This is a genomic window from Exiguobacterium sp. s95, assembly GCF_018618655.1.
Lineage (GTDB): Bacteria > Bacillota > Bacilli > Exiguobacteriales > Exiguobacteriaceae > Exiguobacterium_A > Exiguobacterium_A oxidotolerans.
This window is the reverse complement of the sequence record NZ_JACSMM010000001.1, coordinates 731,567-752,823: the sequence shown is the minus strand read 5'-3', so window position 1 is coordinate 752,823 and position 21,257 is coordinate 731,567. Positions and strand designations below refer to the sequence as shown.

General features: G+C 46.4%; 24 protein-coding genes. All 24 read left to right on the top strand.

Annotation, left to right across the window (positions count from 1 at the left end):
- The first annotated feature begins 2 nt into the window (after nucleotides 1–2).
- Entirely contained in the window at nucleotides 3–920 is a 918-nt protein-coding gene (sucD, locus tag KNP99_RS04130; RefSeq protein WP_088837375.1) for a succinate--CoA ligase subunit alpha, read from the top strand.
- Between the two features lie 64 nt (nucleotides 921–984).
- The gene (gene dprA / locus KNP99_RS04125) at nucleotides 985–1,812 is read left to right on the top strand and encodes a DNA-processing protein DprA (RefSeq protein ID WP_214768595.1); all 828 of its coding nucleotides are present in this window, start codon (nucleotides 985–987) and stop codon (nucleotides 1,810–1,812) included.
- A gap of 47 nt (nucleotides 1,813–1,859) precedes the next feature.
- Nucleotides 1,860–3,956, top strand: coding sequence for a type I DNA topoisomerase (gene topA, locus KNP99_RS04120; RefSeq protein ID WP_088837373.1), 2,097 nt, complete (start codon nucleotides 1,860–1,862; stop codon nucleotides 3,954–3,956).
- Between the two features lie 3 nt (nucleotides 3,957–3,959).
- Nucleotides 3,960–5,264 (top strand): FADH(2)-oxidizing methylenetetrahydrofolate--tRNA-(uracil(54)-C(5))-methyltransferase TrmFO, encoded by a 1,305-nt coding sequence (trmFO, locus tag KNP99_RS04115; RefSeq protein WP_214845131.1) that lies wholly within the window; start codon nucleotides 3,960–3,962, stop codon nucleotides 5,262–5,264.
- A 171-nt stretch (nucleotides 5,265–5,435) separates the two neighbouring features.
- A complete protein-coding gene (locus KNP99_RS04110) occupies nucleotides 5,436–6,314 on the top strand; it encodes a tyrosine recombinase XerC (RefSeq protein WP_214765153.1) in 879 nt (292 codons plus the stop codon).
- A gap of 13 nt (nucleotides 6,315–6,327) precedes the next feature.
- A complete protein-coding gene (gene hslV, locus KNP99_RS04105) occupies nucleotides 6,328–6,879 on the top strand; it encodes an ATP-dependent protease subunit HslV (protein ID WP_029330826.1) in 552 nt (183 codons plus the stop codon).
- Nucleotides 6,866–8,245 carry an ATP-dependent protease ATPase subunit HslU gene (hslU, locus tag KNP99_RS04100; RefSeq protein ID WP_029330824.1) on the top strand — a complete coding sequence of 460 codons (1,380 nt, stop codon included), beginning with the start codon at nucleotides 6,866–6,868 and terminating at the stop codon, nucleotides 8,243–8,245. Before hslV ends, hslU begins: the two co-directional genes overlap by 14 nt.
- 16 nt (nucleotides 8,246–8,261) lie before the next feature.
- Nucleotides 8,262–9,041 (top strand): GTP-sensing pleiotropic transcriptional regulator CodY, encoded by a 780-nt coding sequence (gene codY, locus KNP99_RS04095; RefSeq protein ID WP_029330822.1) that lies wholly within the window; start codon nucleotides 8,262–8,264, stop codon nucleotides 9,039–9,041.
- A gap of 244 nt (nucleotides 9,042–9,285) precedes the next feature.
- The gene (gene flgB / locus KNP99_RS04090) at nucleotides 9,286–9,648 is read left to right on the top strand and encodes a flagellar basal body rod protein FlgB (protein WP_088837369.1); all 363 of its coding nucleotides are present in this window, start codon (nucleotides 9,286–9,288) and stop codon (nucleotides 9,646–9,648) included.
- Between the two features lie 2 nt (nucleotides 9,649–9,650).
- Entirely contained in the window at nucleotides 9,651–10,049 is a 399-nt protein-coding gene (gene flgC, locus KNP99_RS04085; protein WP_029330818.1) for a flagellar basal body rod protein FlgC, read from the top strand.
- A 15-nt stretch (nucleotides 10,050–10,064) separates the two neighbouring features.
- Nucleotides 10,065–10,355, top strand: coding sequence for a flagellar hook-basal body complex protein FliE (fliE, locus tag KNP99_RS04080; protein ID WP_088837367.1), 291 nt, complete (start codon nucleotides 10,065–10,067; stop codon nucleotides 10,353–10,355).
- A gap of 28 nt (nucleotides 10,356–10,383) precedes the next feature.
- The gene (fliF, locus tag KNP99_RS04075; RefSeq protein WP_215193042.1) at nucleotides 10,384–11,952 is read left to right on the top strand and encodes a flagellar basal-body MS-ring/collar protein FliF; all 1,569 of its coding nucleotides are present in this window, start codon (nucleotides 10,384–10,386) and stop codon (nucleotides 11,950–11,952) included.
- A gap of 4 nt (nucleotides 11,953–11,956) precedes the next feature.
- Nucleotides 11,957–12,964: a flagellar motor switch protein FliG gene (gene fliG, locus KNP99_RS04070; RefSeq protein ID WP_029330812.1), complete on the top strand. Its 1,008-nt coding sequence runs from the start codon at nucleotides 11,957–11,959 to the stop codon at nucleotides 12,962–12,964.
- Nucleotides 12,948–13,673 carry a FliH/SctL family protein gene (locus KNP99_RS04065; protein WP_214765148.1) on the top strand — a complete coding sequence of 242 codons (726 nt, stop codon included), beginning with the start codon at nucleotides 12,948–12,950 and terminating at the stop codon, nucleotides 13,671–13,673. The genes fliG and KNP99_RS04065 overlap by 17 nt, the downstream gene beginning before the upstream one ends.
- Complete coding sequence (gene fliI / locus KNP99_RS04060) at nucleotides 13,666–14,979, top strand: flagellar protein export ATPase FliI (RefSeq protein WP_214845130.1); 1,314 nt, start codon at nucleotides 13,666–13,668, stop codon at nucleotides 14,977–14,979. The genes KNP99_RS04065 and fliI overlap by 8 nt, the downstream gene beginning before the upstream one ends.
- A 12-nt stretch (nucleotides 14,980–14,991) precedes the next feature.
- Complete coding sequence (locus KNP99_RS04055) at nucleotides 14,992–15,426, top strand: flagellar export protein FliJ (RefSeq protein WP_088837363.1); 435 nt, start codon at nucleotides 14,992–14,994, stop codon at nucleotides 15,424–15,426.
- Nucleotides 15,427–15,461: 35 nt separating this feature from the next.
- Entirely contained in the window at nucleotides 15,462–15,980 is a 519-nt protein-coding gene (locus KNP99_RS04050) for a MotE family protein (RefSeq protein WP_251131908.1), read from the top strand.
- A 15-nt stretch (nucleotides 15,981–15,995) separates the two neighbouring features.
- Complete coding sequence (locus KNP99_RS04045; protein ID WP_214845129.1) at nucleotides 15,996–17,102, top strand: flagellar hook-length control protein FliK; 1,107 nt, start codon at nucleotides 15,996–15,998, stop codon at nucleotides 17,100–17,102.
- On the top strand, nucleotides 17,095–17,550 hold the full coding sequence (locus tag KNP99_RS04040) for a flagellar hook capping FlgD N-terminal domain-containing protein (protein WP_214845127.1): 456 nt from the start codon (nucleotides 17,095–17,097) through the stop codon (nucleotides 17,548–17,550). Before KNP99_RS04045 ends, KNP99_RS04040 begins: the two co-directional genes overlap by 8 nt.
- Complete coding sequence (flgG, locus tag KNP99_RS04035; RefSeq protein WP_088837360.1) at nucleotides 17,550–18,446, top strand: flagellar basal body rod protein FlgG; 897 nt, start codon at nucleotides 17,550–17,552, stop codon at nucleotides 18,444–18,446. Before KNP99_RS04040 ends, flgG begins: the two co-directional genes overlap by 1 nt.
- Nucleotides 18,443–18,679 (top strand): flagellar FlbD family protein, encoded by a 237-nt coding sequence (locus KNP99_RS04030; protein ID WP_088837359.1) that lies wholly within the window; start codon nucleotides 18,443–18,445, stop codon nucleotides 18,677–18,679. Before flgG ends, KNP99_RS04030 begins: the two co-directional genes overlap by 4 nt.
- Nucleotides 18,654–19,103 carry a flagellar basal body-associated FliL family protein gene (locus KNP99_RS04025; RefSeq protein ID WP_029330792.1) on the top strand — a complete coding sequence of 150 codons (450 nt, stop codon included), beginning with the start codon at nucleotides 18,654–18,656 and terminating at the stop codon, nucleotides 19,101–19,103. The genes KNP99_RS04030 and KNP99_RS04025 overlap by 26 nt, the downstream gene beginning before the upstream one ends.
- 9 nt (nucleotides 19,104–19,112) lie before the next feature.
- Nucleotides 19,113–20,096 carry a flagellar motor switch protein FliM gene (gene fliM / locus KNP99_RS04020; protein WP_088837358.1) on the top strand — a complete coding sequence of 328 codons (984 nt, stop codon included), beginning with the start codon at nucleotides 19,113–19,115 and terminating at the stop codon, nucleotides 20,094–20,096.
- 1 nt (nucleotide 20,097) lies between these two features.
- On the top strand, nucleotides 20,098–21,246 hold the full coding sequence (gene fliY, locus KNP99_RS04015; protein ID WP_214845125.1) for a flagellar motor switch phosphatase FliY: 1,149 nt from the start codon (nucleotides 20,098–20,100) through the stop codon (nucleotides 21,244–21,246).
- The last annotated feature ends 11 nt before the right edge of the window (nucleotides 21,247–21,257 follow it).

The window sequence follows — 21,257 nt, the reverse complement described above, 5'->3', positions numbered from 1 at the left end:
GGATGAGTATTTGGGTAAACGAATCAACAAAAGTGATCATTCAAGGAATTACAGGTAATCAAGGGATGTTCCACGGTGAACAAATGATTGATTACGGAACGAACCTCGTCGGTGGTGTTACACCAGGTAAAGGCGGAACAGAAGTGCTCGGTGGCGTGCCTGTCTTTGATACGGTTGCGCAAGCAGTCGCTAAAACAGGGGCAAATGCATCGATTATCTATGTACCACCAGCATTCGCTGCGGATGCAATCATGGAAGCAGCGGATTCAGACATCGCTCTCATCATCTGTATCACAGAAGGAATTCCAGTTCTTGATATGGTAAAAGTAAAACGTTATCTTGACGGAAAACCAGTTCGTTTGATTGGTCCGAACTGTCCTGGCGTTATCACACCGGGTGTCGCGAAACTTGGCATCATGCCTGGTTACATCCACACACCAGGTCATGTCGGAATCGTTTCACGTTCTGGGACATTGACGTATGAAGCTGTTCACCAATTGACGACGGCTGGAATCGGTCAATCGACTGCTGTCGGTATCGGTGGTGATCCTGTCAATGGGACAGACTTCATCGACACGCTCAAAGCGTTCAATGAAGATCCTGAAACAAAAGCGGTCATCATGCTTGGTGAAATCGGTGGTACGGCAGAAGAAGAAGCGGCTGAGTGGGTCAAAGCCAACATGACGAAGCCGGTCATCGGATTCATCGGTGGACAAACTGCTCCTGAGGGAAAACGTATGGGTCATGCGGGTGCCATCATCTCAGGTGGTAAAGGTACGGCATCGGAAAAAATCAAGACACTTCGTGCAAATGGTATCGAAGTCGCAGACTCTCCGGCAGTCATTGGTGAAACGTTAATTCGTGTCATCAAAGATGCTGGTATCTACGATCAATGTGTCACGGGTTCAACGGTCAAATAAAAACGTCGAGAGCTGTCCTGAAGATTCAGGACGGCTTTCTTCTATATAAAAGGAGTGTATGTTAATGGAGCGAGAATGGTATGTCCGATTTGCAGCCTGTCGTGTTCCTTATCCAATCGTCGCCTTAGTAGAACAATACGGTATTTTATCGGTCGCTGATCTTCCGACAAATGCCGAGAGTAAAAAGCGATATCAAGCAGCTCTTTCGCTCGAACACCTCCCGTCTCAGTTACTTGTTCCGACCGATCCCGAGTTCCCGCAACAATTACTCCACATACCACGACCGATTTACGGTCTGTATTACGTAGGTGACCCGTCGCTTCTGCGTCACCCTTTAATCAGCATCATCGGTAGCCGAACCCCATCCCCGTCCCATAAAGAACGTCTATCGTTCTTACGCCCGTTTTTTAATTCCCCTTTCGTCACTGTCTCTGGTGGAGCTTACGGGATTGATTCCCTCGTCCATCGCCTTTCCTTGAAGTATGACCAACCAACCATCGCCGTCATGGCAACAGGACTCGATTCTCTTTATCCGAAACAACACGCGGCCCTCTTTAATCGCATCGCACAAGCTGGTTTGTTGCTCTCCGAGTACCCTCCCGAGACCCCCATTCAAAAATTCCAATTTTTAGAACGTAATCGCATCATTGCTGGATTATCATCAGCCCTCGTCATCGTCGAAGCAGCGTTGAAAAGCGGAACGATGAACACGGCAGGACACGCCCTCGACCAAGGGAAAGACGTCTATTGCTTGCCGGGTTGTCCGACTGAAAAAATGTTTTGTGGAACGAATCAATTGATTGCGGAAGGGGCGATTCCGCTCCTGAATCCGGAAGAAGTTTCAAAAAGTATCTTGATGGACGTTGACAAATGGGAATCGAGACTACTATGATAAGTGAGATTAAAATACGAGTACGCCTCTAATAGGGAGCGATTGCAATGGCAAAATATTTAGTAATCGTCGAATCACCTGCAAAGGCAAAAACCATCAAACGTTATCTCGGTTCGAACTATACCGTGAAAGCATCGATGGGGCATGTCATCGATTTGCCAAAAAGCCAAATGGGTGTCGACGTCGAACATGACTATGAACCAAAATATATTACGATTCGTGGTAAAGGTCCGGTCTTGAAAGAATTGAAAACTGCTGCTAAAAAAGCACAAAAAATCTATCTCGCGGCCGACCCTGACCGTGAAGGGGAAGCGATCGCTTGGCATTTAGCGAAAGCCCTCGGTGTCGATGAATCGACAGAGTGTCGGGTCGTCTTCAATGAAATCACAAAAGACGCCATCAAGGATTCGTTCAAGAAACCCCGCAAGATCAACTATGATCTTGTCGACGCGCAACAAGCGCGGCGTATTTTGGACCGTCTTGTTGGGTACAGCATGAGTCCGTTACTTTGGAAGAAAATTAAAAAAGGATTGTCTGCGGGACGTGTTCAATCGGTTGCCGTGAAGATGATTATTGATCGGGAACAAGAAATCAATGCCTTTTTACCAGAAGAGTACTGGACGATTAAACTTGAGCTTGATGCGAACGGTGAAAAACTCGAAGCAAACTTTTATGGCGTCGACGGTAAAAAACGTGAACTCCATTCTGAAGAAGATGTCAACGAGGTGTTGGCAAAACTTTCAGAATCCTTTACGGTCGACTCGGTAACGAAGAAAGAGCGCAAACGTAATCCAGCGTTACCGTTTACAACAAGTTCGCTCCAGCAAGAAGCGGCACGTAAGCTTAATTTCCGGGCGAAGAAAACGATGATGATTGCCCAACAACTCTACGAGGGAATCGAGTTAGGGAAAGAAGGGACAATCGGTTTGATTACGTATATGCGTACCGATTCGACACGAACGTCTGAAACAGCGAACCTCGAAGCGCATGGTTTCATCGAAAATGCGTACGGAAAAGAATACATCGCCAGTGAAAAACGTAAAGAGAAAAAAGCGGCCAATTCACAGGATGCGCACGAAGCAGTTCGTCCGACGTCAACGATGCGTGACCCACAACTCGTTAAATCGTATTTGTCGCGAGACCAGTTCCGACTGTATAAACTCATTTGGGAACGATTCGTCGCCAGTCAAATGGCACCGGCGATTTTAGACACGGTCAAAGTTGATTTGAATTCGAACGATGTCATGTTCCGGGCGAACGGTTCGACCGTCAAGTTCCCTGGTTTCATGAAAGTCTACATCGAGGATACAGATGATGAAGCAGTGACGGACGTCAAAGAAGGACTCTTACCACCACTCGAAGACGGTGAAGTCTTGCAACAGGAATCGATTGACCCGAAACAACACTTCACGCAGCCACCGCCACGCTATACAGAGGCACGTTTAGTACGAGCGATGGAAGAACTCGGGATTGGTCGTCCGTCGACATACGCTCCAACACTCGACACGATTCAAAAACGAGGGTACGTGACGCTCGAAGAAAAGAAATTCTTACCGACTGAACTCGGAGAGCTCGTCATTGATATGATTAGTGATTATTTCCAAGAATTCATCACGGTTCAATTCACGGCAGACATGGAAGCGTTGCTTGATGCGATTGAAAAAGGCGACATGCAGTGGACGGAAGTCGTCGATCCGATTTATAAATCATTCGCGAAACGTTTGACGCGGGCGGAAGCAGAAATCGAGAAAATTGAAATCAAAGATGAACCAGCCGGAGAAGATTGCGAAGTATGTGGTCATGCGATGGTCATCAAGATGGGACGGTACGGCAAGTTCATGGCGTGCTCAAACTTCCCGGAATGCCGAAACACGAAGCCGATCCAAGTCGAGATTGGGGTCAAGTGTCCGACATGTGGTACAGGGGACATCGTCGAACGTCGCAGCAAAAAAGGCCGGTTGTTCTATGGGTGTTCAAATTATCCAGAGTGCGAATTCGTCTCATGGGATAAGCCGGTCGAAGAGCCGTGTCCCGTCTGTAGCAGTATGATGGTACAAAAGAAAATCAAGAACGGTGTAAAAGTAGAATGTACATCTTGTGGACATCATGAAACGCGCATCGATCAAGAGCAAGAGGAGGAGTGACCGTTGAAACGAGTAACGGTAATTGGCGCCGGGCTCGCAGGTTCTGAAGCAGCATGGCAGCTTGCGAAGCGAGGCGTCCAAGTAGATTTATATGAAATGCGACCGGTGAAGCAGACCCCTGCCCACCATACCGATCAATTTGCAGAGCTCGTCTGTTCGAATTCCTTACGTGCGAATCAATTGACGAATGCAGTTGGTGTATTAAAAGAAGAGATGCGTCAATTAGACTCTCTCATCATGAAAGCGGCTGATTTAGCGAGTGTCCCTGCAGGGGGCGCACTCGCTGTCGATCGGCATGACTTCGCAGGCTATGTGACAGAAACACTGAAGAATCATCCGAACGTCACGGTCCATCATGAAGAGCTTGAAGCGATTCCGGATGGTCCGACGATCGTTGCAACTGGACCACTTACGAGTGCTGCGTTATCTGAATCACTCAAACAGTTCACGGGAGAAGATTATCTGTATTTCTTCGATGCGGCAGCACCGATTCTCGATGGGGATACGATTGATCGAGACAAGGTCTACCTCAAGTCACGCTACGATAAAGGAGAAGCCGCGTACTTGAACTGTCCGATGACAAAAGAAGAGTTTACGCATTTCCATAATGAGCTGATTGCGGCAGAAGTCGTTCCGCTGAAAGAATTTGAAAAAGAAATTTACTTCGAGGGCTGTATGCCATTTGAAGTACTCGCTTCACGCGGACCAAAAACATTGTTGTTCGGACCAATGAAACCGGTCGGTCTTGAAGACCCGAAAACAGGCGAACGTCCTTACGCAGTCGTTCAGCTTCGTCAAGATAACTCGGCTGGAACACTCTTCAACCTCGTCGGTTTCCAAACGCACTTGAAGTGGGGCGAGCAAAAGCGGATCATCCGTTTGATTCCTGGTTTAGAAAATGCCGAAATCGTCCGATATGGTGTCATGCACCGGAATACGTTCGTCAATTCACCGAACTTATTGCAAGCGACGTATCAAACACGGACACGACATGATTTATTCTTTGCCGGTCAAATGACAGGGGTCGAAGGATATGTCGAGTCAGCAGCATCCGGTTTGACGGCAGGAATCAATGCGGCACGGTTAGTGAATGAAGCAGATCCAATCGCGTTCCCGAAAGAGACGATGATGGGGGCGATGGCGCACTACATCACGACGACCGAAGGAAAGAACTTCCAACCGATGAACGCGAACTTTGGACTTGTGCCAGGGCTCGTCGGTCATCCAGTCCGAATGAAGAAACCTGAGAAATATGCGCTCCTCGCAGAACGAGCGTTAGAAGCCATCAAAGACTTTACCGATATGTAAAGAGGATGGGGGAAAAGCCGCAGAAACAGCGGACTTTTCCCCCATTTCTTAATTTTTCATAAAAGCGTGATAATTTCGTCATTTTTTCGGTTTTTGGTCTATTGTCAGACTACTTGCGGTGTGCTATGCTAAGGTCGATTCGAGAACACATGGTCAGGAGGAGGCTCGGAAATGGGATTAGACTCAGAGTTTGAGCGGCTGCGGAAAGACTTTTTGCGGTACGTGCATATCGAACGTCAACTATCTCCGAATACGGGTCGCTCATATGATCAAACCCTTCGACAATACGCCGCTTTTTGCCTCGATCATCAACTACGATCGATTGAATTGGCAACTGCACGGCGTTATTTGTATGCACTCTACGAGCAACAAGCTTCAAAATCGACAATTGCCCAAAAAGTATCATGCTTGAAGCAATTTGGTCGCTTTTTGACGCGCGACACGGATGCAGTCAACCCGTTTGAAGGATTGAAAGCGCCCAAACGTGCCCAATCGTTACCGACCTTTTTAGTTCCATCTGAATACGAACGATTTTTAGAAGCCTTTCGAACGGAAGATACACTAGGCAACCGAAATGTCGCAATGATTGAACTGCTCTATGCGACCGGGATGCGTGTCAGTGAGTTGGCAGGACTAAATCTTCAAGATTTAGATCAAGACTTAGAGTATGTCCATGTATATGGAAAAGGTCGTAAGGAACGCATCACGCCGATTGGTTCTTTCGCTAGACGGACGTTGCAGGTTTACTTGCAAGAGCGTCGAGGAAAAGATGAAAAGGAACAGGCTGTGTTCGTTTCGAAATCGGGACGACGACTGACGACAGACGGTATTCGTAAAATCTTAAAAAAAGGCGATCATTTGCTTTCGAAACATGTGACGCCGCACGCACTTCGACATAGCTTCGCGACAGACCTGTTAGAGAGAGGGGCGGACCTTCGGGCGGTTCAGGAACTCTTAGGTCATGCCTCTCTATCGACGACGGGACAATATACTCATGTAACGACGGAGCGGTTGCGTCATGTTTATCAGCAAGCGCATCCGCGTGCCTAAGGGAGGAAACGGAATGTTTCATGCAACGACGATTTTTGCGATTCAACATAATGGTCAATCCGCGATGAGTGGAGATGGTCAGGTGACATTTGGTAATCAAGTCATCATGAAGAAAAGTGCAAAGAAAGTAAGACGCCTTTATGGGGGAAAAGTGATTGCAGGATTTGCTGGAAGTGTAGCAGATGCCTTTACGCTGTTTGAGAAGTTTGAAGCGAAGCTAGAGATGTATAATGGTAATCTCCAACGTGCCGCAGTCGAGCTAGCAAAAGAATGGCGCGGCGACAAAATGTTACGTCAACTCGAAGCATTGCTACTCGTCATGGACGGGACACATTTACTGCTCGTTTCCGGAAATGGTGAAGTCATCGAACCGGATGATGGAATTCTTGCAATCGGTTCAGGCGGTAATTACGCGCTTGCTGCTGGTCGAGCATTGGCACGTCACGCTGGACAGATGTCAGCAGAAGAAATCGCACGAGCCGCTCTTGAAACAGCCGGAGAGCTCTGCGTGTTCACGAATGATCAAATTGTTTTAGAGACGATTGGAGGAAGTGCAGATGCATGAATTGACACCAAAACAAATCGTAGCCAAATTAGATGAGCACGTCGTTGGACAATCGGATGCGAAACGCGCCGTCGCAATCGCACTTCGTAATCGGTACCGTCGCCAATTACTCGACCCGGCATTACGCGACGAAGTAACACCTAAAAATATTTTGATGATTGGACCGACTGGAGTCGGAAAGACGGAAATCGCAAGACGTCTAGCGAAACTCGTTCGCGCACCATTCGTTAAGATCGAAGCGACAAAATTCACAGAAGTCGGATACGTCGGTCGTGACGTTGAATCAATGGTTCGTGATTTAGTCGAAGCTTCACTCCGACTTGTCAAAGATGAGAAGAAAGAAGCCTTAAAAGATCGAGCAGAAGCCGTTGCGAACGAACGGATCGTGGATGCGTTAGTCGGGAAAAAATCGACGTCGGGTCTTGGTGGTGGAAGTAATCCATTCGAAATGTTGTTTGGTGGTAATCAAGCACAACCTGAACAAGAAACAGCGAATGATACGGCGGACCGCTCAGTCATTCGTCAACAATTAATCAGTGGTCAACTAGAAGACCGCATGATTGATGTCGACGTCGAAGAGCGCCAAATGGATTTATTTTCGGGACAACAAGGGATGGAAGGCTTATCAAACTTACAAGATATGCTAGGTCAAGTCATGCCGAAGAAAACGAAAAAAAGACAACTGACCGTCAAAGAAGCACGACCGATTTTGACTGCTGAAGAAGCGGAACGTTTACTTGACTTAAACGAAGTCCATGACGAAGCCGTTCGACGTGCGGAGCAGATGGGGATCATCTTCGTCGATGAAATCGATAAAATTGCAACGAAAGGTCAAGATAGCGCCGGCGTTTCACGCGAAGGTGTCCAGCGAGATATCCTACCAATCGTCGAAGGCTCGACCGTCGTGACGAAATACGGCTCGGTCAAAACGGACCATATGTTGTTTATCGCCGCAGGAGCGTTCCATATGGCGAAGCCGTCTGATCTCATTCCAGAGTTACAAGGACGTTTCCCGATTCGAGTCGAGTTGGATAGTTTAACGGAAGAAGACTTCGTCAAGATTTTGACAGAACCGAATCAAGCGTTACTGAAACAATACAAAGCGTTGCTTGGAGCAGAACAGGTCCACGTCACCTTTACCGAGGATGCGATTCGTCAAATCGCGCGGATTGCTGCTCAGGTCAATGATGAAACTGATAATATCGGTGCACGACGTTTATATACAATCATGGAACGGGTGTTAGAGGAACTATCCTTTGAAGCGGCAGATATGCCAGAGTCGGATGTTACGATCACACCACAATATGTAATGGACCGAGTTGGAAAAGTAGCAGATGATCGTGACTTAAGTCAGTTCATCTTATAAGTGGAGGAAGAAAATCATGAATTTATTGGCAAAAACACGAAAGCTTAATACGATGTTACAACAGGAAGCTAGTACACATGTAGACTTTAAAATTATGGCGGAACGGTTAAGTGAAGTCATGGAGTCGAATACATTCATCGTTAGCCGCCGTGGGAAATTACTCGGTATTGCCATCAAGCAACAAATTGAGAATGCACGAATCCGTGGATTCCTCGAAGAACGTCAATTCCCAGAAGACTACACAAAACGTTTATTTAACGTCATGGAAACGACAGCGAATATTACGATTGATAGTGAACATACGGCATTCCCGATTGATAATCGTGATACGTTCGAATCATCTAAAACAACAATCGTTCCAATCATCGGAGGCGGCGAACGCTTAGGGACACTCGTCCTCGGACGAATGGTCGATGATTTCGACGAAGAAGATCTCGTCCTAGCTGAATATGGAGCGACGGTAGTCGGTATGGAGATTCTTCGAGAGAAGGCACATGAAGCTGAGGATAAAGCACGTAAAAAAGCTGTCGTCCAAATGGCAATCAACTCGTTATCATATTCAGAGCTTGAAGCAATCGAGCATATTTTTGAAGAACTCGACGGCAATGAAGGATTACTCGTCGCATCAAAAATTGCAGACCGTGTCGGGATTACACGTTCCGTCATCGTCAATGCACTGCGCAAGCTTGAAAGTGCGGGTGTCATCGAATCGCGTTCACTCGGTATGAAAGGGACGTATATCAAAATCTTAAACGATAATTTCCTCTATGAATTAGAACGGATTAAATCAAACTAAACAACGAAAACTGGAATCGATCAAGAAGACCTAGTAAATACTAGGTCTTCTTTTCTTATATAGGTATTATTTATCATTTTTATAAGAAAAGGTAATAAAAAACAGGAATTTAACATCTCATTACCCTGATTTTCAAAAAAGTTCTTTCCAAACATTGACCTATTTGTTTCAATTATTTCAGAAGTGTTACTAATGATTACAAAAAAACTAAATACTCGATATAAAATCAAGTGGAGGTTAAGGGATGAATTGGTTAGGCTCAGATTATTCACTCATGACACAAGCCGTCGATCGGACGGTTGCAGCTCAAAAAGTAATCTCAACGAATATTGCGAATGTGGATACACCCGGATACAAAGCAAAACGCCTCGTTTTTGGTGATGTATTGAATTCAGAGATGAAAATGAGTTTACAACGACATGCGACGATTAATACTTCAGGAACGGTCGTCGAACAAAGCACATCGATGCGAAATGATGGAAATGGCGTCGATATTGACCTTGAGATGTCTGAATTATCACGCAATCAAATTGAATATGAAGCGCTAGTCGAACAATTGAATCGTAAATTCTCTGGCATTCAATCTGTTATTCGAGGAGGGCGATAAAGATGACGATGTTCTCAGGATTTCATACGTCCGCTACAGGATTAACAGCGCAGCGGCTCCGACTCGATACGGTATCAGCAAACATCGCCAATGCTCAAACGACACGAGGCGAACTCGTGAATGGAGAATGGCAACCGTATGCACGAAAATTAGCCGTATTAAAAGAAACAGGTAACGGCGTCACAGTCAGTGAAATCCGGAAGGATCAAGAGCCGTTTAAATTAGAGTACAATCCAAACCACCCAGATGCAGACGAACTTGGCTATGTAAAAATGCCGAACGTGGATTTATTGAAGGAAATGGTCGATATGATGGGCGCGACCCGCTCGTATGAAGCAAACGTCACGGCGCTGAATGCGACAAAGGCGATGTTAGTAAAAGCGATGGAAATCGGTAAATAACGAGGAGATGACATCATGGCAATTCAACCTATTCAAGGGATGCAACAAATGGTCTTACCATCACAATCAGTCGCTAAGGCGTCCCCAGGAGATTTTAGCGATGTGCTAAGCCAAGCTATTAACGGCTTGAACGACGCGCAACAAGCATCCTCACAAGCACGTGTGGACCTTGCGACAGGGAAGACAACAGATCTACATAACATCATGATTAAAACAGAAGAAGCATCGCTTTCTATGCAACTCGCCATTGAAGTCCGGAATAAGGGGATTGAGGCATACCAAGAAATGATGCGTATGCAACTGTGACTGCTAAGGAAAGCGTGGGAGATGTTTGATGAACGAACGGCTAAAGGCGCGTTTTAGCGCAATCAACACGACATGGAACGAATGGTCACTCACAAAAAAGGCGACCATCATCGGTATTACCTTAATCATTTTATCGGCTCTTATTGCTGCCATCATTTGGTTGTCGACACCGACAATGACGCCCTTGTATTCAAAACTATCACCGCAAGAGGCTGGACAAGTCACTGAAAAATTAAATGAAGATGGCGTTCGTTCGGAAGTTGTGACAGCTTCAGACGGAGTGACGATTCTTGTGCCGGAGGCGAATGCGGAAAATTTGAAAGTAGAGTTGGCTACTGCTGGCATACCGAAGTCCGGTCAAATCGATTATTCATTCTTTAGTGAAAATGCTGGATTTGGTACGACTGACAAGGAAATGAATATTTTAGAGCGCGATACGATGCAGACTGAACTTGAGAACTTGATTACTCAAGTAAACGGGATTGATGCAGCGAAGGTAATGATTACACTTCCTGAAAAAAGCGTCTTTTTATCAGACGCCGAAGAGACGTCAACCGTATCGGTTGTGTTAACGTCAAGCGCTGGGAGTGATTTGAATCAACAGACTGTACAAGGTCTTTACCACTTAATCGCAAAAAGTATTCCTAATTTGAAAGAAGAAAATATTACAATCATGGATCAGTACTTTACGTACTACGAACCGGGCCAGGGAACACAGACGGCTGGGGGCGCAGATCCGATGCAATTAAAGAAAACAACGGAAAATGATTTACGAAAACAAATCCAGCAAATGTTATCCGTCGTTCTCGGACCACAAAAAGCGCTCGTGTCAGTCACGGCAGACGTCGATGTCACACAGCGCCAAGAAGAACAAAAACTAGTCGAACCCGTTGACCCTGATAAAATCGAGGGGATTGTAACTTCGGCAGAAAAGGTTGCCGAAGCCTACACGGGTGCAGCGAATGAAGGAACAGCCGGTACTGGTGAAAATGAGACCATCAACTTCCCGGCCGGTACAGGAACGACAGGTGATACGAGTGAGAAAACGCACGATATCATCAATTATGAAGTAAACCGGATTACGAAACAGATTACGGGAGCACCTTATGAAATACGTGATTTAGGTATTCAAGTCATCGTTGAACCACCAAAAGGTCAAGCTCAAATCGATCCGCAACTTCAAACGGACCTTCAAACGATGCTCTACTCGATTATTCGGACGTCCATCACGAAAACGGATGCAAAAGCGACGTTGACGGATGCCGAATTGACGAACAAGGTCGTCGTCATGTCCCGACCGTTCGCTGAAACACCAACACAAAAAGCGACGACTACAGTCACGCCGATGTGGGTTTGGTTCGCGCTTGGTGCAGCAGCACTGATCGTCATCGGCACCATCTTCATGATGATGCGACGACGTCGTACGACGGAAGTCGAAGAGTTAGAAGAATGGACACCAATCGAAACAGAGATTCCAGAACTATCGACAGAAGATACGAGTGGCGGAGCAGTCAAACGGAAACAGCTTGAAAAATTAGCATCCTCAAATCCAGATGAATTTGCGAAGTTATTACGCACATGGTTAGCGGAGGATTGATGAGATGAAGAAACTAGATATGAATAGTCGTGAGAAAGCAGCGATCTTGATGATTTCGTTAGGTCCAGAAGTGGCGGCGAACGTCTACAAACATTTGACTGAAGAAGAAATGGAATGGTTGACACTCCAAATTTCGAGCATGAAACGAATTGATCCTGAAGAAAAACTAGAAGTACTCGAAGAATTTCATGAGTTGGCAACGGCGCAAAACTACATTACGCAAGGTGGTATCGGCTTTGCGAAAAATGTGCTTGAAAAAGCATTAGGTGAAGAAAAAGCGATGGAATTGATTCATCGATTAACTTCGACCTTGCAAGTCCGGCCGTTCGAGTTTGCCCGTAAAGCAGATCCGAAGCAATTACTGAACTTCATTCAAAACGAACATCCACAGACGATTGCACTCGTCTTGGCACATCTCGACCCGGGAAAGTCCGGTCAGATTCTTTCGGAGCTTCCAGCTGAGGCGCAATCGGATGTAGCACGACGAATTGCAACGATGGACCGAATGAACCCGGAAATCATCAGCGAAGTCGAACAGATTCTTGAGCGGAACTTATCTCAAGCCGGTATGCAGGATTATGCGCAGTCTGGTGGTATCGAGGCAGTCGTTCAAGTATTGAACGGTGTCGATCGGACGACGGAACGGACAATCCTCGATACGCTCGAAATTCAGGATCCGGAACTCGCCGAAGAAATCAAAAAACGAATGTTTGTCTTCGAAGATATTGTCACACTCGATGCACGAGCAATCCAACGAATCATCCGCGAAGTTTCAAACGAAGATTTGTTGCTTGCGCTTAAAGTCTCGTCGGACGATGTCAAAGAAATGGTGTACCGAAACATGTCTCAGCGAATGGTCGAATCGTTCAAAGAAGATATGGAATTCATGGGACCCGTCAGATTGCGCGATGTCGAAGAAGCTCAAAGCCGAATCGTTGGAATCATTCGTCGCCTAGAGGATATGGGTGAAATCGTCGTCGCACGTGGTGGAGGAGATGATATCGTTGTCTAACGTCATTAAACGACAAATTGTCATCGAAGGTCATCAGCGCACAATTCTTCATCAAGAAGAGCGAGCGATTGAACGGGATGCCGAGCCGAGTATTTCTTATGAGGCGTTGATGGCAAAAGGTCAAAATGAGCTCGACGAGCAACTTCAGCTGATGCGTCAACAAGAAGAAGCGCGTCGACAGGCTTTTGAACAGGAACGTGAAATGGCTTTACAGGAAGCGAAGGAACAAGGCTATCAAGCGGGTTATGAGCGAGGGCAGCAAGACGGACTAGACGCTTATGCACGAAAACTCGAGGAAACGAATCAATTTGCAATGCGTCTTGAGCAGATGCAGACGGACCGCTTGTTAGCGATGGAAGATGAATTATGTGTATTGTCACTGCAAGTGACCCATCATTTTTTAGAAAAATTACATGATACAGATGAGGAAGCACTCTATCAATCGATTCACCAATTGATTATTCAGTTCCGTGACCGTGAAAAGATCATTGTTTACACGTCTGCAGAAGATTTTGAACGGGTTGTATTACTGGATGAACGTCTACATACGATTTTAGGTGGTGCTGCGACAATCAGCTTACGAATTGATCCGGAACTCGCGCCTCGCGATTTCCGTATCGATTCAGAAAATGGAGCGATTACGGGCGGGCTTACTTCTAGTTATGAGGCATTGATTAACCAGGTGACTGAGGTGCTACAAGATGTATAACGTGAAGCAGTTGCAAGCGGCCGTTCGAGATATTCGGACGGATGACTTAGTCCGGCATTCCGGTAAAGTCGTGCAAGTAATCGGTTTAATGATTGAATCACGAGGACCGACGGCAGTCGCAATCGGGGAACGGTGTTTGATTCAACTGCACCGAGGTCAAGAAATCGAAGCAGAGGTTGTCGGCTTCCGAGAAGGGCACGTCTTATTGATGCCTTACGGTGAAACGACAGCAATTGCACCAGGATCAATCGTCATCGCAACAGGAAAACCACTTCACGTACCCGTCGGTGAGGAACTGATCGGGAAAGTATTAGATGGATTAGGTCGAGCACTTGATGGTGAGGAGTTGACTCACCTCCGGACAACATCAATCGTGCGAAAACCACCGAGTCCACTTGAACGACCACGTATCAATGAAGTGTTGTCGACAGGTATCCGCGCCATTGATGGTCTGTTGACAGTCGGTCAAGGGCAACGCGTCGGTTTGTTTGCCGGGTCTGGTGTCGGGAAATCAACACTGCTCGGAATGATTGCAAAACGTTCGACTGCTGACATCAATGTGATCGCCTTGATTGGAGAGCGAGGGCGGGAAGTGAAAGAGTTCATCGAAGCGGAGTTGGGCGAAGAAGGGATGAAGCGTTCCATCATCGTCGTCGCGACGAGTGACCAACCACCGCTTGTCCGTTTAAAAGGAGCCTATACGGCGACAGCAATCGCAGAATACTTTCGGGATCAAGGTAAGAATGTCGTCTTGATGATGGACTCCGTTACGCGGTTCGCGATGGCGCAACGTGAAATCGGTCTAGCGACAGGAGAACCGCCTGCTTCAAAAGGATACACGCCGAGTGTATTCGCTCTACTACCTCAGTTACTCGAACGAAGCGGAAAGACGACAGCCGGGTCGATTACAGCTTTTTATACCGTACTCGTCGATGGAGACGACATGAACGAACCGATTGCGGATGCAGTCCGCGGGATTTTAGATGGTCACTTTGTCCTTGATCGAAGTTTGGCGAACAAAGGGCAGTATCCGGCGATTCATGTTTTACGTTCGATTAGCCGGGTTATGAATCAAATCACATCGACGGAACATAAAGACAGTGCGATCATCTTTCGGCAATTGCTCTCGACATACTTAGATGCAGAAGACTTGATCAATATCGGTGCATATAAAAGTGGGACAAACCCTGAAATCGATCGTGCCGTCGAAAAATATCCGGAATTAATCGGCTTTTTGAAGCAACGTGTTGAAGAAGGAAGTCAATTTGAAGAAGCCATGAACCGTTTAATCACGACGATTCGCTAAGGAGGAAAAGGCATGAAAACAATATATGAGCGAATCATTCCTTTAGCCGAGGCGGAGAAAGATCGTGTATCGAAACAAACGGCTGAAAAAAAGAAACGCTACGAGATTGAAGTCGAAAAGTTGTATCACCTGCTCGTTCGTTACGAAACATTTTTGAAGGCACAAAATGAGACGGGTACCGTCGAATTACTCGCTTCTCAATACCGTGAACGTGCGCGTGACGTCGTCAAACAGCAAATCGAACGTCAACAATTATATGTCACTCAAGCAAAAAATCAGTATGAACGCGCACAAGTCGATTTAAAAGAAGCGATGATTGAGGAAAAGAAGTTCACGCGTCTTCAGGCGAATCAACTAGAAGAAGCACGGCAAATCAATGCACTACTCGAACAAAATCAATTAGATGAACTGGCACTGTTACAGTTTGGAAGAGGGCGGACATCATAAGTAATTCAAAATCATCGAAACAATGGATTTTACCGTTGTTGATCATTCCCTTGATCTTAATCTTAGGTACAGCCTATCTCGTGCTCAATTATGCTAACGGTCGTCCGATGCTTGCACTCCCGTTTTCGACAGAGGAAACGTCGAAACAAACGAAGGGAACGCCTGGTAAGGAAACGTCTGATTTAGAAAATCGATTAAAAATAGCGAATCAAGAAATTAAAAAATTGCGAAATGAAGCGACGGAACAAGCGGATACACTCAAAGTGAAAGAACAAGAGATTACGCGATTAATCGCGGAGCGCGATCAATTAAAACAAACGCCTTTCCCGGATAAAACAACCGAGGAAGACAAGAAGACAACAAAAACGGCAAGTGTGACCGATGTTTATGCAGAGATGTCGCCTAAGGAAGCAGCGACAATCTTAAATGAACTCAGTCCGACAGAGGTCGTTCCTATCATCGAGACTATCGATGCGGAACAACAAGCAGCCATCATCGCAAAAATGGATGCGAAAAAGGCTGCGGCATTGACGCAACTACTCGCGACGAAATAGAGGTGAGCGAACACGATGAATTTGACAGATGTGCAACAAAATCAAACAGTCAAAGGTACGGCGAAATCAATCGGTCAAAGTGCTCCTTCGGCTGAAGGCATGGGGAGTTTTGCTTCTTTGCTACAACTGTTCACGACGCCAGAACCAAGTCTTCTGCCTGAGAACACCGTCCCTAGCACGACGATGCCACAATCAAATGAAGGTCAGCTGGTGAAGATGCTCACAGCACAACCCGAACAAGCCTTGCTTTTACTGGATCATCCACAATTAGAAGCACTAGAGCAGGATCCAAAAGGAATGACGGAGCTCGTACAACTCGTAAAAACGATCCAAGAAGGAGATGCGGAACAAGCGACGGCGATGTTGCAACAATTACCGGCGTCCGTCGGTCAATTGATTACGGCGACAATCGTGTCGATTCTTGGTGTTACAAAACCGGTAGCAGGTCAACTGCAACCAGTAGAAGATATGCCCGTCGGAAAAGGTGTTAAGACAGCGGAAGGTGAATTGAAGACGGGGAGGGTCGTGCAGACGGTTCTTCCGGTGACACGACAAGCTGCCATGGCTCAAACCTTACCGGCTTCGATGAAGTTAGGCGAAGGCTTGACGCGTAGTGAGCCGTTGAAAGGAACAGTTGATTCGGAAGGGACGGCGTTACCGCTCGCCTTTTCTTCGACACTGTTCGTGAAAAGCGATCGTACCGTTACGATGCCTCCCCTCGTTCCGCAAAGTAATGTCGATGAACAATTGGCAAAACGAATCGAAGCAGCACTCCAACAAGCCCCGTTCTTAAAAGGAGCAGACGGTTCGACACGAATGTCGATTCGTTTATACCCAGAACAGCTAGGTGAAGTCGTCGTTCAACTCGAGCGCAAAGAAGGTGTGTTGACAGTGAAGTTGTTTGCGGGCACCGAGCAGGCAAAACAACTGATTGAGCAACAGCTAGGTAAATTACAAGGTTCGCTGCAACATCAAGCGCCGCTCGTTAAAATCGAGACGGGATTACTGGCCTCGACCGTAAAAGAGTTTGATACATCGACACCACAAGAGCGGCAAGAGACAGCGCAAGAGGAACAACCGAAACCTCAAGATGAGGAGTTAGAGGAGGAAGAAGATGACTGATTCCATTAATGCGGCATCGTCCTACCAGTTGCCGGATAAAACGACAGCTGTGCCGAATAATTCGATGGACAAAGACATGTTCATGAAAATCTTGATTGCCCAGTTATCGAATCAAGATCCGACTGCACCGATGGAAGATAAAGAGTTCATCTCACAAATGGCACAATTTTCTTCCCTTGAACAAATGCAAGCGATTGGAAAAGGGATGGACACGATGGTCTTGAATCAACATGCGAATTCCTTGCTGACATACAGTAATTTAATCGGGAAATCAGTTAGTTACGAAACAGATGGAACGGTTGAGGATGCGACGGGCGCGACGGTCAAGGAGACAGCGAATGTCATAAGCGTCAAGCGAGACGGAATTGACGTCATCGCGGAACTCTCGAACGGGAAGCAAGTCAGTGTCTATGAATTAACGGAGATTAAAACAAAGGAGGAAAAATAATGTTACGTTCAATGTATTCAGGAATCAGTGGGTTAAAGAACTTCCAGACAAAGCTTGACGTCGTCGGGAATAACATCGCAAACGTCAATACGTTCGGTTACAAAAAGGGGCGGGTTACCTTTAAAGATCTCGTTAACCAATCAGTCGGTTCAGCTTCAGGAGCAGGTGGCGGTGTCGGTGGTACAAACCCGAAACAAGTCGGACTCGGGGCATCAATGTCGACGGTCGATAACGTCTACAACCAAGGCGCACTTCAAAACACGGGACGGACACTCGATGTCGGGATTTCAGGCGAAGGGTTCTATCAAGTGCTTACAGCAGATGGCGTTCGTTACTCGCGTTCAGGAAACTTTTACACGGACTTGCAAGGGAATATCGTCACGGGAGACGGGAACTACCTCGTCGGACTATCTGATCCGCCACCAGCGAATCCAGGACAGCCACCAGCGAACCAAGCAAACTTACCGGCAAACCAGTACGATGCACAAGGACAAATTACGACAAAAGTGAATGATGGCTACATGAAACTCCAAATTCCGACTGGCGCGCAGAACTTAGCAATCGGAAAAGATGGATTGGTCACATTCGTTGATGCGACAGGTGCGTTGCAACGCGTCGGTTACGTCTCGATGGCAAACTTTGCGAACCCGGGTGGACTTGAAAAATCAGGGGTGAACCTCTTTTCAGCCTCACAGAACTCAGGGATTCCAGCAACAGGGACGCCAAGCACGAACGGACTTGGGCAACTGACGTCTGGGACGCTCGAAATGTCGAACGTCGACTTATCGGAAGAGTTTACGGAAATGATTATCGCGCAACGTGGATTCCAGGCAAATACACGGATTATTACGACATCCGACCAAATCTTAGAAGAACTCGTTAACTTGAAACGATGATTACACTGACGACGTTACGTCAAGCACCGCTCGTATTGAATGCTATATTAATCGAATCGATTCGATCGACACCAGATACGACGATTCAACTCGTTGGAGGGCAGACATACATCGTCAAAGAATCGTTAGAAGAGGTAAAAGCGGCAACAATCGATTTTTACCGACAAGTCGGACTAGCGGGCTTGAACAGCATTAGGAGGCTCGAAGATGGCAGAAGAAAAGAAGAAGAGTAAGTTAAAAATACCGTTGATCATGGTTATCGTGGCCCTCATGATGATCGGCGCAGGGTATATGCTCACGAAGTATTGGTTAGTCGGAGATGAGACGGAAGCAAAAGTTGAACAACCGACAGGTGCCGAGCTCGAAGAACGAAGTTTTCAAACAGATGACTTGACGACGAACATCGCAGACGAACGGTTTTTGAATGTTCAGTTTACGATTGTCACGGATGATGTGAAAACGAAGGAAGAGTTAGAACTACGTAAGTTTCAAATCAACAACATCATTCTTGGTGATTTAGCATCGATGAAAAAGCAAGACTTGGATTCAAAACAAGATATGGCAAAGCTTGAAGAAAAATTACGTGGTCAATTCAAAAAACTTCTTCAAGAAGGCGATGTTCAACGCGTCTATACGACGAAAAAAATCATCCAGTGAGGTGGCAGCATGAGCGAAGTATTATCACAACATGAAATTGACGCCTTGCTATCAGCCATTTCGAGCGGAGATATGGAAGTCGAGGAGATACGAAGTCAAGAAGAGGAACGGCGTGTCAAAGTGTATGATTTCAAACGGGCACTTCGTTTCTCAAAAGATCAAATGCGGAACTTGACTCGAATTCATGAGCAATTCGCACGTGTACTGACAACACACTTTTCAGCGCAGCTGAGAACGTACGTCCAGTTCACGGTCAATACGGTCGAACAGTTGCCATACGATGAATTCATCCATTCCATTCCGAACATGACCTTAATCAATCTAGTTAACCTGAAACCGCTCGATGGTAAAGTTATCTTTGAAGTCAACCCGAACATCGCCTATGCAATGCTCGATCGTCTCCTCGGTGGTCCTGGCGAAGGGATGAATAAGATTGAAAATTTGACTGAAATCGAGACACGCATTTTGACACAATTGTTTAAGCGGGCATTCGTACAATATGGCGAAGCTTGGGAGTCAATCACAGAACTAGAAGCAGAGTATGACGATTTAGAAATCAATCCGCAATTCCTTCAACTCGTTTCGCCGAATGAGACGGTAATCCTCGTCTCGATTTATGTGACGGTTGGAGAAGTCAGTGGGACGCTCAATGTCTGTCTTCCGTTCGTCACACTCGAACCGATCATTCCGAAGCTATCGAGTCATTTTTGGATGCAACAAGAAAAACGTAAAGCGGTCGATAACCAAGAATCTGAACAGATGCAAACTCAGTTGATGGGGTCAATCGTCGATTTAAAAGCTGTGCTCGGCCAAACGGAATTGTCGTTTGGAGAATTGTTACACCTCGAGGTAGGCGACTGCCTGTCCCTGAAGACACGTACATCCGACCCGGTTGAATTGTTTGTTGATGATCGGAAAATGTTCAAAGCGCGACCTGGTCTGAATGGGAAGCATCTCGCTTTACAAGTCATACAACGAATTGAGGAGGAATAACATGAGCGATATGCTTTCGCAAGATGAAATCGATGCGTTATTACGCGGGACCCCGTCGGATGATGAGCCGACTGATACAAGTTCGGATGATGGATTAGAAGAATTAGACGAGATGGAAATTGATGCCTTAGGTGAAGTAGGGAATATTTCACTCGGGAATTCAGCAACAGCGTTATCTGCATTACTCAACCAAAAGGTCGAGATCACGACGCCACATGTGCGGATGATCACGATGGACGAATTACGCAGTCGCTATCCGATTCCGCACGTTGCTTTGCGCGTCGGGTACACAGAAGGCTTCAAAGGTGAAAACGTCTTAATCTTGACGCAACGTGACGCATCTGTCATCGCGAACTTGATGATGGGCGGCGACGGGATGGTCGAGGAAGACCATGAAATGGAGCCAATCGCCCTTTCTGCCGTTCAAGAAGCGATGAACCAAATGATGGGAGCAGCGGCGACGTCGATGTCAACGGTCTTCTCGATGCGAATCGATATTTCGCCACCAGCCGTTGAAATTTTCGACTTTTCGCAAGAGAAAAGTATTGTCGACAGCTTTTCTTTATGGGAAAGCATGGTCATCATCGAATTCGATTTAAAAATCGGGACGTTGATCGATTCGAAAATCGTTCAGCTTGCACCACTCGAATTTTCAAAGCAGTTGATTCAGAAATTATTCAGCGCAAGTACGACGACGACTGAAGAAGCAAAAGGTGCGACGCATGAACCGGTTCAACCGTCGCCACAAGTAGCACCGCAACAAACGCAACAAACGCAACAAATGCCACAGCAGGAACAACGTTATGAAACGCCTGTTGCACCGAAGAAGGAACCGGTAGGTGTCAGCCCGGTCCAGTTTGGTCAATTTGAAGAAGTGCAACAAGAAGGCGTACCGGGTAACATCGGGATGTTGTATGATGTACCACTGAATGTAACCGTCGAACTTGGCAGAACACGTCGCTCTGTACGCGACATATTGGAATTGACACAAGGTTCAATCATCGAACTCGATAAGTTGGCTGGAGAGCCGGTTGATGTTTTTGTCAACAATACATTGATTGCGACAGGTGAAGTCGTAGTCATTGAAGAAAACTTTGGAGTACGAATTACAGAAATCGTAAATACAAAAGAACGTCTTCGGATGTTCTAAGGAGGAAATAA